The sequence below is a fragment of the Ilumatobacter nonamiensis YM16-303 genome, from assembly GCF_000350145.1.
GTDB classification, from domain to species: domain Bacteria; phylum Actinomycetota; class Acidimicrobiia; order Acidimicrobiales; family Ilumatobacteraceae; genus Ilumatobacter_A; species Ilumatobacter_A nonamiensis.
The window spans coordinates 1-13,397 of record NZ_BAOL01000171.1; the positions used below are offsets into that span (position 1 = coordinate 1).

A 13,397-nucleotide genomic window follows, 5' to 3' on the forward strand; every position below is an offset into this window, starting at 1 on the left:
CCTCGGCCGCTGCCGCCACGGTGATGCCGTACGTCGAGAGCAGCTCGCTGGCCGCGCTGATCCCCAGCCGGACTCCGTCACCGGCCGTGTCGCCGGCGGCCTCGAGACCCGCCGCGACCAAGCGACGGGCGCGCTCGGGCTCGACCGCCACCGGATCGGAGCGGGGCTCCGCCGCTTCGGTCGCCAGCCAGCGACCGTATGCGTACGAGCCCGCCATGGCGGCGACGGCTTGCTCGGGAAACGCGAAGCTGGGAACGGCTCGACGATCGGTGGCCTGCCCGTCGCCGGAGCCGAGCAGGACGGCGACGACGGGTTTCGACGACCCCTCGGCCGCGTCGCTGATCGTGGGGCCCATGACGGCCTCGAACGCCGGAAGTGGGGGAGCGAAGATCACGAGCAGGCCGTCCACGTCGTCGTCGGCGAGCGTCTGCTCGATCACCTCGCGGTAGTCGTCGGGGCCGGACCGCCAGTCGAGCGCACCGCTGAGAATCACCGGAATCAAACCAGCCGTGGCCATGGCGCCCGCGGCGAGGACGCCCGGACTGGCCGAGTTCGTGATGACCGCGACGCGGTTCCCGCGCAGCACGGGCTGCGAATCGAGTACCCGGCAGCAGTCGAGCATCGCGTGGACCGTCGGCACCTCGATCAGTCCGGCCTGCTGGTAGAGGGCACTGCCGAGTCCGTCGCCCGCTGCGCCCGTTCGGACGGCGACGATCGGTTTCGTGCGGCTGACCCGACGGGCGATCCGGGCGAACTTGCGTGGGTTGCCGAACGTCTCGGTGTACAGCCCGATCACGCGGGTGAACTGATCGTCCTCCCAGAACTGCATCAGGTCGTTGGCGGACACGTCGGACTTGTCGCCGAGCGACACGAACCAACTCAGGCCCATGTTCAGATCTCGGGCTCGCCGGAGCAGCGACGAACCCAGAGAACCCGACTGCATCGAAATCGCGACCCCGCCCGCCGGGAGCGTCACATCGATCATTGCCGCTTGCAGCGCGGAGTCGGGATGCAGCGACGCAATACCCAGGCTCGAGGGGCCGATCAACCGCAACCCGTGCCGACGGGCCCGAGCGACGATCGGACGGACGTCGAGTTTGCTCCCGTCGGCGGGCGCATCCGGGCTCGTGATGATGACGGCGCCACGCATGCGCTTGTCGATGCAGGCCTCGATCGTCGACCCGAGCACGCTCGGGGGCACCGCGATGATCGCCAGCGACGTTTCGGGCGGGAGGTCGCCGACCGAGCCGTAGCAGCGGACACCGTCGAGATCCTCGAGTCGCGGGTTGACCGGGTAGACCGGAACGCTCACGCTCGAGCGGACGTTGTTCCACAGCAGGTTCCCGGCGGACCCGGGCTGGTCGGATGCGCCGATCACGGCGACGGCGCGGGGGAGCAGGATGCGCGCGACCGCCCGTGAGTCGGCGCGCTGTTCGCGCCGTTCGACGGTGTCGATGAACTCCTCGGTCGTCGTGAGTTCCCAGTCGAGATCGACGACCCCCGAGTCGAACCGCCGCTGCAACGGCCAGCCGGCTTTCGCGAAGACGGCGAGCATGCCGCGGTTGTCGCTCAGGACCTCGGCGGCGAACCGCTCGATGCCGTTCGTGCGCGCGATCGCCGCCAGGTGTTCGAGCATCAGCGTGGCGATTCCGAGACCGTGATACCGGTCGTCGACCATGAACGCGGCTTCGGCTTCGTCGCGACCGGCGAGGCGCTCGTAGCTGCTCCACCCGACGAACTCGTCGTGGACTTCGACGGCCAGCGCGACGCGGTCGATCATGTCGACGGTGGTGAAGTGGGCGAGTTCGGACTTCGACAGGCTGGGCTTCGGGGAGAAGAAGCGTCGATACAGGCTCTCCGGGGACTGAGCCTCGTGGAACGCCAGCAGCGCGTCCTGGTCGGCGGGTACGAGCGGTCGGATGAAGGCGGTCGAGCCGTCTCCCAGAACGACGGTGGTCGCCCAACGCGAATCGGCTGGGTCGGTCGTGGTCACCCCTCCAGCATGGCACCCGCAACGGCCTGCCGTACGCTTGCGATCGTGGACCAGCCGATTGCCGTCTTCTCCGCTGCGGGACTGGACGAGCACCTCGCGCCCGCCGGGCATCCCGAGTCCGTCAGACGACTGGACGCTTCGCTGTCCGGGATCCCCAAAGCCGGACTCGCCGACGCCGTGCGAATGGTCGAACCTCGGCTCGCGTCCCTCGATGAGATCACGAGGGTCCACGACCCGAGCCTGGTCGAACGGCTTCGAGTCTTCTGCGAGACGGGTGGCGGCCACATCGACGGCGACACGTTCGCCGCGCCGGGGTCGTTCGTGACCGCCCAGCGTGCTGCCGGCGCGGTGCTGGACGCGGTCGATGCGCTGGCCGCGGGTGACTGCGATGTCGCGTTCGCGGCGAGTCGACCGCCCGGGCACCACGCCGAGTACGCCCAGGCGATGGGCTTCTGCTTGTTCAACAATGTCGCCGTCGCCGCCCGTGCCCTGACCGATCGCGGCGAGCGGGTCGCGATCATCGACTGGGATGTGCATCACGGCAACGGCACCCAGGACATCTTCTACGACGACCCGTCCGTGCTGTACGTCTCGACGCACCAGTCGCCGCTGTATCCGGGAACCGGCCGCCTCACCGAGACCGGTGGTCCCGCAGCACCGTTCTCCAACCTCAATCTGCCGTTCTCACCGGGAACCCGCGGCGACGTGTTCCGTCAGGCGATCGACGAGGTCATCGCACCGGTGGTCGCGCGCTTCGACCCGACGTGGTTGATCATCTCCGCCGGATTCGATGCGCACCGCAACGATCCGCTCGCCAGCCTGCAACTGACGTCGGCTGATTACGCCGACTTCGCCGACCGGTTGCGGCAGTTCGTGCCCGAGCGGCGAGTGGTCGTCGCGCTCGAGGGTGGCTACGACGCCGATGCACTCAGCATGTCGACCGGTGCGACGCTCAGTGCGCTGGTCGGAGAGCACTATCGCCCGGAAGCGGCGTCGTCGGGCGACATCGGTCGCCCGGTGATCACCGCAGCCCGCCAACTCTGGGAGATCTAGCTCAGGGGGTGCGGTCGGGCTTCGCGGAGCCGAGACCGAGGTCGGACGCGACTGCCGGGACGACGATGTCGCAGATGTCGCCGCCGGAACCGACCGAGTTGCCCGAGATCGTCGCGGCCACGACGGTCGCCCCGTCCTCGAGCACCCAGACGCACGCCTTGGCCCCGGTGATGGTGCCGGTGTGCCCGAACCCGTACTGGTCGGTGAACACGCCGGGCGCGCGGAGCACCCACCGGTCCATCGGGGTCATCCGCGCCATCGCCATCGCCAGGTCGTCGGTGGACGCGACGAGCGTGCCGGCTCCGCCGAGGCGTGACAGGCGATCGGTCCCTTCCTCGTGCGGTACATCGCCCGGGAGGAGTCCGTCGAGCGTCTGATGGAATCCGTCGAGGTCGATCGGATCGAAGACCAATTCTTGGAGTCCCTCGTCGAGGGGGAGGCCCGTGCGCTGCTCGATGAGCAGGCCCAGGAGGCAGTAGTTGCCGTTCGAGTACACCCACCGACCGCGATCACCGGTGGGCGGTGAGGTCAGGAGCGCCGGGACGAAGTCTCGACATGTTCCGTCACCGGTGAACCAAGCCTCCTGGACCTTGGGGACACCGCCGGTGTGGTCGAGCAGCTCGCGAACCGTGACGTCGGCCCATCCGGCATCTGGTTCGAGACCGACGGCAGCCCACGGATAGGGCTCGTCGGCATCGACCAGCTCCTGATCGATGAGTCGGGCGATTCCGAGGGCGACGACGATCTTGCTGACGCTGGCCACCACCATCGGCGAATCACTGGTTGCGGCGGTCCCGTCGACGGTGACGCCGGACGCCGCGGCGACGACCGGTTCGCCGCCGCGCACGACGGTGATCGAGGCCGCCGCGTTTGCACCGGCGAGGCGATCGAAGGCGGCCGTCGTCGCCGGAAAGGAGCGGATCGGTCGCGGCGCATCCACCGCCGGTGGAAGGGTGGTGCCGGTCGTCGTGGTCGTGCTGGTGGTCGTGGTCGTCGTGCTGGTCGTCGTGCTGGTCGCATCGGCGTCGTCGTCGTCGTCGTCCCGCTCGGTGTCGGCTTCGTCGCTCGGCACGTTCTGGGATCCGCCGGCAGGTGTCACCTCGGGCGAGGTGTCCGCGGGTTCGGTCCCGTCGTTGCGAGAAGCGATCTGTGCCCCGGGCACGGACGCGTCCGACTCGCGCGTTCCACATCCGGCGACGAGGAGACCGGCGACCGCGATCGCGACGATCGCGCGGCCCCGATGCCGAAGTGCGCCCCGCCGGATTCTCACCGTGTCGACGCTACTGGCGGGTGTTTGCGCTCCGTTGTCACCATCGATGGGCGGGCTCGTGTCCCCGGCTGTCGCGCGCCACACTGGGTCGATGCCCGTCACCGTCGTCGATTGCCGAGACCTCGATCGTGAGGTCGAGTTCTTCACCGAGCGGGCCGGGTTTCGTGTTCGGCTGGTGTCACCTGCGGACGATCCGCGCCGGTTCGTGGTCGAGCGTGGAGGAACCGAGGTCGAGTTGCGTCGTGCCGAGATCGATCGCCCGGCCCGGTTGCGAATCACCGCCGACGGTCCGCGACACGAGATCACATCACCGGGTGGTTCGGTCGTCGAGTTCGAGCGGGAGTCGACCGAGGTCGTGCTCCCGCCGAACCGGCCGAGTCTGACGGTCGTCGAACCGGATCGTGGTGGGTTCGGCGTCGGTCGCGCCGGGATGCAGTATCGGGATCTGCTGCCCGATCGTTGGGGTGGGCGGTTCATTGCCAGCCACATCCGCATCGCCGAGGAGGGCGATGTCGCCGACTGGGTTCATTTCCACCGGATCCGGTTCCAGATGATCTTCGTGGCCGCCGGATGGGTCGACGTGGTCTACGAGGACCAAGGTGAACCGTTCCGGATGGACGCGGGTGACTGCGTACTGCAACCCCCGGAGATCCGACACCGGGTGCTGCGCAGTTCCGCCGGGCTCGAAGTGATCGAGATCGGCTGCCCCGCGGAGCACGACACGCTCGCCGACCACGATCTCGATCTCCCGACACCGACGATCGACCGGGAACGTGATTTCTCCGGTCAACGGTTCGTCCGCCACGTCGCGGCAGCATCGACGACCCAGCCGTGGGTCGATCCATCGTTCGTCGCACGCGAGACGGGGATCGGGGAGGCGACCGGTGGCGTCGCAGGTGCCGTCGTGGTGTCAGCGGCGTCTGCGGCGCAGTCGCCGGTGCTCACTCACGACGGGGAGTTCGTGTTGATCGTCGGAATCGACGGAGACGCCGTGCTCGACCTGGGGGAGCACTCGATCGATCTCACGTCGAGGACGTCGGTGGCCATCCCGGCCGGGACCACATGGTGTTGGTCTCGGCACAGCGCAGACCACAGCGCGCTGGTGGTGTCGCTCCCGGCGAACGGTGTGCGGTTGAGCTGACCAGTTGGTCGCACCGCACCCGTTCGTCGGAAGCAGCCGAAGAATGTGCGTTGGTGACGGGCACCAACGCACATTTCGGTCGTCGGATCAGTTGGCGAGGATCTTGGCCTTGAGGGCCGCGTATTCGGCGTCGTCGAGCTTGCCGGAGTTGTGCATCGCGGCGGCCTTCTCGAGCTCGCTGGCAGCGCCGCCGCCGGCGACGTCCCGCACGTAGGTGTCGAACGATTCCTTCGCTTCGACCTGCTCCTTCGCGGAGCGCTCGGCCATGCCCTTGCCGTGGACGATCATGTAGACGAGCAGCGTGAGCAGCGAGAAGAAGATGAGGAAGATCAACCAGATCGCCTTGACCCAGCCGCTCATCTCGTGGTTGCGGAAGATGTCGACGATGACCGAGAACATCATCATCAGCACGGCGATGAACAAGAAGGCGGCGAAGGTCACCCAGAGGGCTTCCCAGACGGAAAATGCGAGCATGACGGTGTTCTCCTGATGAAGTGTGCTGCGGTACAGCGGTGAATCTGTGATGTCGTCGGTCGGTATGACTGAACTGACGGCCAGAGAGTACCAGCGAGATGGGTGTCGGAGGTCGATCCCGTCAGCCGAGCCAGGCGAGCACGCGGAGCTGCATCATGTCCATCAGCGCGCCCTGTTTCCCGTCGATCGAGGTGTCGAGGACATCGGCGGACCCGACGATCCTGTGCGCCAGCATCTCCTTGGTCAGATCACAATCCCGTCGCAACTGGTCGAACGAATAGCCGGTGATCCCGGCCTCCACGAGAGCGTCGTGGTAGACGCGCAGGAGCGCCACCTCCTCCGCACAGTGCTCCGCGGTCAAGGCGGTGGTGATGAAGTACGCGACGTCGACCGCCGGTCGGCCCGACCCGAGACCCTGGAGGTCGAGGACCACGATCTCCCCGTTCGGGCGGAACAACAGGTTGTCGAGCCGGTAGTCGCCGTGGAGCAGCGTCCAGGGTTCCTCCGCGAGTGCATCGCTGATCTCGGGGACCCGAGTCTGGATGTCGTCGAGATGAGCGAGCACGGAGTCGTCGACGACCGCACCGTACTGTTCGATGAAGTGGTCCCGGTTCCGGAGGTAGCTGGCCTGGAACACCTTGGAGGCACGGTTCATCGGCCAGATGCGATGGTACGTGGCCGCGGCGTCGGTGCGCATCCAGTTCGCCGCGTGGAATCGTGCGAGCACTTCGAGTGCCTGTGCCGCGTCATCGAAGGATCCGCCGACCATCTGCGCCGGGGCGCGGGCGTCGACGATGTCCTCCAGGACGAGGATGTAGCGGCGTTTGCTCTTCCCGGCGAACCGGAGGAACCGGCCGATGAGCCAGTTGACCCCGCGCAGCGGCAGGTGCTCGAAGAGGAACCTCACCGGCTTCTCGAGCCAGGGCGCCGGATCGGGATCCATCGCGCCGTAGAGGTAGCGGGGGAGCGGCAACCCGAGGCTGGGAGCCAGCTCCTGGTACACGACGATCTCGCGCTCGTAGGACTGGAGGGCATCGCCCGCCGCGAAGTTCTCGTCCACCTGGGTCGGCACCTTGACGATCACGGAGTCGGGGAGTCCGCCGTCGACCCGGTCCCAGGTGAGATGGCACCGGTGGACCTCCCCCATGAACCCGACGTTCGTGCCGATCTCGACCTGTCGGACGTCGGTGACGGTGGCGTCGGTTCCGATGATCTCGGTGAACCACTCGGCGGTCAGCTCGTGCGGCCGCTGCGGGATGAACGGTGGCTCTGGTCTGGGTCGGCGACGAAACAGTCCGGGCATGCTCGGAGAGTTTGGCAGAGTGTGGCCGCCGTCACAGCGCCGAGGGGTCGGCGATCTGGCCGTCACGCGACTGCTGCCAGCGCATGATGATCAGGACCGGGATCCCGAGGATCAACAGCATCGCGCTGTAGCGGACGCTGTCGGCGCCCGACCCCCAGATCGTCCAGGCCGAGTAGGCGAACGCGAGGCCGCTGATCACCCCGTCGCGCACGAGCGCCACCGGGTTGAACGCGTCCCGGTCGGTCACCATGAGCATCAGCTGCGCCGCTGCGGACAGGAGATAGGGAAGCAATGCGGTCACCGTGGTGACGAGCACGAGGGTGTCGAATCCGTCCTCGGACAGTTCCGCGACGAACACGCACACCGACCCGATCGCGCTCGACACGAGCAGTCCGAACATCGGAACACCGCGGCCGTTCTCGTAGAGGAACCGCTTGGGGAAGAGCCGGTCGCGGGCGGCGGCGAGCGGCATGTGGCCCTGCAGGAGGATGAACCCGTTGAGAGTGCCGAGCGCCGAGATCACGGCGCCGGCGGCGATGATGTTGCCGCCGGTCGACCCGAAGATGGACTCGGCGGCGGATCCGAACGGGTTGCGGGCGACGGAGAGTTCGGCCGGGGTGAGCTGACCGAACACGGCCAGCGTGCCGAAGATGTAGACGACCACGGCGATCGACGTTCCGGTGACCGTGGAGATGGCGAGCGTCCGTCCTTTGGGCGGTTGGAGGTCGCCGGCAGGGATCGTGGCCGACTCCAGGCCGATGAAGGCGAACAGCGTCAGCGCCGCGGCCGCGCCGAGCGCCGTGAACGCGGGGTCTCCGGTCGGGTTGAACTCGATGTCGCTGAGATCGGCCACGATCAGCCCGGCGACCGTGACGAGCAGTAGCGGAATCAGCTTGAGCACGGTGGTGGCGACGGCCATCATGCCCGACGACCGAACACCGCGAGCTGCGAGAGCCGTGAGCGACCAGATGATCACCAGGTTCATGGCGATCCGTGCGGTGGTGTTCTCCTCGAGCTCTTCGATGAAGTAGCTGAGGAAGTCGACGGCGGCCACGGACACCGCGGCGTTGGAGACGACGACGGTCAGCCAGTACCCCCACGCGACGATGAAGCCGGCCGAGTCGCCGAACGCCTTGCGAACGTAGATGTAGGGCCCGCCGGTCGATGGATACGCCGATCCGAGGCGGGCGAACGTGAGCGCCAGGAGGAGCGAGCCCGCGCCGGTCACGACCCACGCGATGATCGCGATCCAACCGAACGCGGACAGCGCGCGCGGGAGGAAGAAGACGCCGGAGCCGATCATGTTGCCCGTGACCAGGCACGTGGCCATGAAGACGCCCATCGGGCGCGCGGCCGGTTGAACGGTGGCGGCGGGTGAGGACGCTGCGCCGGAACTCGTGCGTGCCGCCGACGCAGCGCCCTCGTCGGTCACGCGAGCGTGGCGACCAGCACGGCCTTGATGGTGTGCAGGCGGTTCTCGGCCTGGTCGAACACGATGCTGCGGTCCGACTCGAACACCTCGTCGGTGACCTCGAGGCCATTCGTCATCCCGGTGTGCTCCATCATCTCCTTGCCGACTGCGGTATCGGCGTTGTGGAACGCGGGGAGACAGTGCATGAAGCGCGTGCCGGGATTGCCGGTCGACGCGAGCAGATCGGCATTGACCTGGTAGTCGCCCAGGGCCGCGACTCGTTCATCCCACACTTCCTTCGGCTCTCCCATCGAGACCCACACATCGGTGTGAACGTAGTCGACGCCGTCGACCGCCTCGGTCGGCGAGTCGGTGATCGTGATCTGTGCGCCGGTGCGAGCCGCGATGTCGTTCGCGATTCCCTGGATCTCCTCGTCGGGTTGCAGGTCGGCCGGGCAGCCGAGTCGTACGTCGCTGCCGAGGAGCGCGCCGGTGACCAGGAGCGAGTGGCCCATGTTGTTGCGACCGTCGCCCACGTACGCGTACGACAGGGCGTCGTACGGCTTGTGGGAGTGCTCGTGCATCGTCAGGAAGTCGGCGAGCATCTGCGTGGGATGCCACTCGTCGGTCAACCCGTTCCAGACGGGCACGCCGGCGAACTTGGCCAGTTCCTCGACCGTGTCCTGGCCGAACCCGCGGTACTCGATTCCGTCGTACATGCGCCCGAGCACACGCGCGGTGTCGGCGACCGTCTCCTTGTGGCCCATGTGGGAGCCGTCGGGTCCGAGGTAGGTGACCGTTGCTCCCTGGTGGTGCGCGGCGGTCTCGAATGCGCACCGGGTGCGGGTGGATGCCTTCTCGAAGATCAGCGCGATCGACTTGCCGACGAGTCGTTGCTGCTCGGTGCCGTTGTAGCGAGCGGTCTTGAGTGACTTGGAGAGATCGAGGAGGAAGCGGATCTCGGCTGGTTCGAAGTCGATCTCCTTGAGAAAGCTGCGGTTCTTGAGGTTGAACGCCATGTGAGGCTCCTTCGGTGGGGGTGAGTTGATCGGGATCGGGTGGTGGAGGTTGTCAGTAGGCCGGGTCGCGGTGCACCGGGCAGGTCATGCAGTGTGAGCCGCCGCGGCCCTTGCCGAGTTCGAAGCCCTCGATCGTGATGACCTCGATCCCCGCCTTGCGCAACGCCGTGTTCGTGCCGACGTTGCGCTCGTACGCCACGACCACGCCGGGTTCGAGGCAGACGACGTTGTTTCCATCGTCCCATTGCTCGCGCGCCTGGGCGAACGAATCCCCACCGGTTTCGATGACCCGCATCTCCTCGATGCCGACGGCTTCCGCGAGAGCTTCGATGACGGTCCCCTTGTACTCCTCGGTGTGGATCTCGCTTGCCGAGTCGTCGGGCGTCATGATCCAGGTGCGCGCGCCGTGCACGACATCGGGATAGACGGTGACGACATCGCGGTCGCACATCGTCATCACCGTGTCGAGGTGCATGTAGCTGCGCATCGCCGGGAGGCGGACCGCGAGGACCTTGGTGGCGGCGCCCTTGCGGAAGAGTTCTCGGGCGATGTGGCCGACCGCCTGCGGTGTCGTCCGCTCGCCCATTCCGATCATGACGGCACCGTTGCCGATGGGCATCACGTCGCCGCCCTCGACGTTCATCCGTCCCCAGTCCTCCTCGACGCCGCCGAGCCAGATGTCGAAGCTCTCGGACGTGAAGCGGGGGTGGTACTTGTAGATCGTTTCCATGATCGCCGTCTCGGGGCGGCGAGCGGGCTTGGTCATCGGGTTGATCGTGACGCCCTCGTAGATCCAACACGAGGGGTCGCGTTGGAAGAGGAAGTTCGGGAGCGGGGGAACGAGCATCGAGTGCTCGACAGCCGACTCGAAGAACAGGCCGCCGAGTTCGTCCATGTCCTCCTTGACGACGCCGCCGATCAGGAACTCGGCGACGTCGGTGGAGTCGGACGTCTCGACGAGGCCGCGTGCGACTGCGGCGCCGGTGATCCCGACGTTGCGTTCGTTCAGGATGTGGTCGCACACGAAGTCGATCGCCTCGGGCTTCTTCAACGCCTCGGCGAGCAGTGTCTCGGCCTCGAGCACTTCGATGTCGCGTTCGCGCATCACCTCGACGAAGAAGTCGTGCTCGGACTTCGCCTTGCTCACCCAGATGACGTCGTCGAACAACAACTCGCCGGCGTTCGCGGGGGTCAGTCGGTTGTGTTCGAGTCCTGGGCGGTGAACGATCACCGTGCGCAATTTGCCGACTTCGGAATGGACTCCGATGGTCATGGTTCTTTCTCCTCTTCGTGAGTTGTTGCGGTGAAACGGTGGTGTGGTCAGTCGCGGTATTCGACGCCGTCGAACTCGGTCGAGATCAACGTTCCGCCGGTGCCGCTGACGAGGTCGGTGATCCCGTCGAGCGAACCGATTCCGGCGCGCCTCCCGGTCGCCCGGGCGAACTGACAGGCGGCCTCGACCTTCGGAAGCATCGAGCCGGCGGCGAACTCGTCGCGGTGCTGCTCCATCAGGGTGTCGGGATGGGCGCGGGCGATCGCCTTCTGCTCGGGGGTGCCCCAGCCGACGAACGCTGCGTCGGCGTCGGTCGCCATCACGTACAGGTCGGCGCCGATCTCCTTGGCGAGCAGACCGCTCGCCAGATCCTTGTCGATCACGGCTTCGACACCGCAGAGCTTGTGGTCCTCGTCGTAGTAGGTGGGGATGCCTCCGCCGCCGGCGCAGATGACGATGCTGCCCTGCTCGAGCAGCCACCGGATCTGGCGCAGCTGGAACACCTGGATCGGCTTCGGCGACGGCACGACCCGGCGTTGTTGGTCGCCGTCGGCCTTGAACACCCAGTTCTTCTCGGCCGCCAGCTGATCCGCGTCCTCCTGTGAGTAGACGGGACCGATCGGTTTCGTCGGATTCTCGAACGCCGGATCGCGCGGGTCGACCTCGATCATCGTCAACAGGGTCGCCAACGGTCGATCGAACGGCATCCGGTTGCCGAGCTCGAGCTCGATCAGATAGCCGATCATCCCCTGGGTTTCGGCGTCGAGCACGTCGAGCGGATACGCCGGAACGTCGGTGTACGCCGCACCCTCGAGCGCGAGCAGTCCGACCTGCGGACCGTTGCCGTGGCCGATCACGAGTTCGTGCTCGGCAGCGACGGGCGCCAGCCGGTCACATGCGGTGCGGATGTTCGCGAGCTGATTCTCGTAGGACATCAGTTGCCCCCGACGAAGCAGGGCGTTGCCTCCGAGTGCGATGACGACCCTCATGAGATCGCCGTCGCGATCATCAGGATGCCCGAGGCCAGCACGAACACGATTCCGAGGAACGGAACGACGAATCTGAGGTACTTGTCGTAGCCGACCTTGGCGAGGGTGAGTCCGCCCATGATGATCGCGGAGGTCGGAGTGATCAGGTTCACGAAGCCGGACGCCGACTGATAGGCGGTGACCGAGATCGATCGCGGTACGTCCGCGAAGTCCGACACCGGAGCGAGGATCGGCATGACGAGTGCCGCGTGCCCTGACGACGACGGCACGAGGAACGCGATCGGGATGTTGACCACGAAGGCGATCCAGGCGAACACGACGCTGTCGGTGCCCTCGACGGCGTTCTCCATCGCGTTGAGGATGGTGTCGGTGATGTAGGTGTTCTTCATCACCACGGTGATGCCACGAGCCACGACGATCACCAGCGCTGCACCGAGGAAATCGGACGCCCCGGCGACGATCGTGTTGACCGTTCCCGCCTCGCCGAGCCCGGCGATCACACCGATGATGACGGCGAAGACGATGAACAGGACCGACGCCTCGGTGAAGTAGAAGTCGCCGAGGATGTCGGCCATGGTGAACAGCGGCCATTCGGCGTTGAACAGGTTCTGCCAGACGTCGTCCCACGGAATGAAGCCGAAGATCATGATCGCGAACGCCAGGAAGAACAGGACGAGGACCCATTTCTGTTTCCCCGTCAACGGGTCGACGTGCTGTGCTTCCTCACCGCTCAGACTGAGCGCGGACGCCGAGGCCTCGGGCATCAGCGACTTCGCCGGATCCTTCTGGACACGCCGCCCGTACCAGAGGACGTAGGCGATCGCGACCGGAACGAGAACGAAGAGCATCACCAGTCGGGCTGCGATGCCGTCGGAGATCTCGATGCCTGCTGCGTCCGACGCCACGCCGGTCGCGAACGGGTTGACCGTGGAGGCGAGGACTCCGGTCCCTGCACCGAGGAAGATGATCGACACGCCGACGATGCGGTCGTACCCGAGTGCGAGGACGAGGGGCACCATCAGCACGTAGAACCCGAGGGTCTCTTCCCACATCCCGTAGGTGGTGCCGCCCAGCGCGAACACCGACATCAACACGATCACCAGGATCTGCGGACTGTTGCGGAAGCGCATCGCCAACCGGCTGATCCCGACCTGGATCGCATCGGTCTTCATCGTCACCGTGATGAAGGCGCCGACGGCGAGGACGAACAGGAAGACCTGAGCAGATCCGTAGAGGAAGCCTTCGTTGAAGGCTCCGACGCTGCCGTCTTCGAGACTCTCGATGCCGTACAGACCGTTCGGGGTCGAGCCCCACAGGATCTGGAACTGATCCTTGAAGCCCTTGTCGAAACACGCCTCGCCTTCAGCGACGTCACCACATGAGTCGAGCTGTTCGTAGGTCCCTGGGATCGGCGCTCCGTCGGCGTCGAGTTCGTACAAACCCGAGGGGATGAGGAACGAGGCGACCCAGA

General features: G+C 66.6%; 11 protein-coding genes. 2 read left to right on the forward strand and 9 right to left on the reverse strand.

The window, feature by feature from the left end:
- The coding region (locus ON45_RS15100; RefSeq protein WP_051063142.1) for a GNAT family N-acetyltransferase at positions 1–1,993 on the reverse strand (1,993 nt) is incomplete at its 3' end.
- A gap of 45 nt (positions 1,994–2,038) precedes the next feature.
- Here ON45_RS15100 and ON45_RS15105 point away from each other — a divergent pair.
- Positions 2,039–3,046: a histone deacetylase family protein gene (locus ON45_RS15105; protein ID WP_051063143.1), complete on the forward strand. Its 1,008-nt coding sequence runs from the start codon at positions 2,039–2,041 to the stop codon at positions 3,044–3,046.
- A 1-nt stretch (position 3,047) separates the two neighbouring features.
- On the opposite strand, the gene ON45_RS15110 is transcribed toward ON45_RS15105, so the two are convergent.
- Positions 3,048–4,316: a serine hydrolase domain-containing protein gene (locus tag ON45_RS15110; protein WP_158412441.1), complete on the reverse strand. Its 1,269-nt coding sequence runs from the start codon at positions 4,314–4,316 to the stop codon at positions 3,048–3,050.
- A gap of 91 nt (positions 4,317–4,407) precedes the next feature.
- Here ON45_RS15110 and ON45_RS22300 point away from each other — a divergent pair, with 91 nt between their 5' ends.
- Positions 4,408–5,457, forward strand: coding sequence for a cupin domain-containing protein (locus tag ON45_RS22300; protein ID WP_040494836.1), 1,050 nt, complete (start codon positions 4,408–4,410; stop codon positions 5,455–5,457).
- A gap of 87 nt (positions 5,458–5,544) precedes the next feature.
- On the opposite strand, the gene ON45_RS15120 is transcribed toward ON45_RS22300, so the two are convergent.
- The 7 genes from ON45_RS15120 to ON45_RS15150 all read right to left on the reverse strand — a co-directional run.
- Entirely contained in the window at positions 5,545–5,931 is a 387-nt protein-coding gene (locus ON45_RS15120; RefSeq protein ID WP_040494837.1) for an SHOCT domain-containing protein, read from the reverse strand.
- Between the two features lie 121 nt (positions 5,932–6,052).
- Positions 6,053–7,234 carry a phosphotransferase gene (locus ON45_RS15125; protein ID WP_040494838.1) on the reverse strand — a complete coding sequence of 394 codons (1,182 nt, stop codon included), beginning with the start codon at positions 7,232–7,234 and terminating at the stop codon, positions 6,053–6,055.
- Between the two features lie 31 nt (positions 7,235–7,265).
- Positions 7,266–8,666 carry an amino acid permease gene (locus ON45_RS15130; protein ID WP_051063144.1) on the reverse strand — a complete coding sequence of 467 codons (1,401 nt, stop codon included), beginning with the start codon at positions 8,664–8,666 and terminating at the stop codon, positions 7,266–7,268.
- Complete coding sequence (gene argF, locus ON45_RS15135) at positions 8,663–9,664, reverse strand: ornithine carbamoyltransferase (protein WP_040494839.1); 1,002 nt, start codon at positions 9,662–9,664, stop codon at positions 8,663–8,665. Before argF ends, ON45_RS15130 begins: the two co-directional genes overlap by 4 nt.
- 52 nt (positions 9,665–9,716) lie before the next feature.
- Complete coding sequence (locus ON45_RS15140) at positions 9,717–10,937, reverse strand: arginine deiminase (protein ID WP_040494840.1); 1,221 nt, start codon at positions 10,935–10,937, stop codon at positions 9,717–9,719.
- A 47-nt stretch (positions 10,938–10,984) separates the two neighbouring features.
- Positions 10,985–11,926, reverse strand: coding sequence for a carbamate kinase (gene arcC / locus ON45_RS15145; RefSeq protein WP_040494841.1), 942 nt, complete (start codon positions 11,924–11,926; stop codon positions 10,985–10,987).
- On the reverse strand, positions 11,923–13,397 hold a 1,475-nt coding region (locus tag ON45_RS15150; protein ID WP_040494842.1), incomplete at its 5' end, for a YfcC family protein. The genes ON45_RS15150 and arcC, both read right to left, overlap by 4 nt.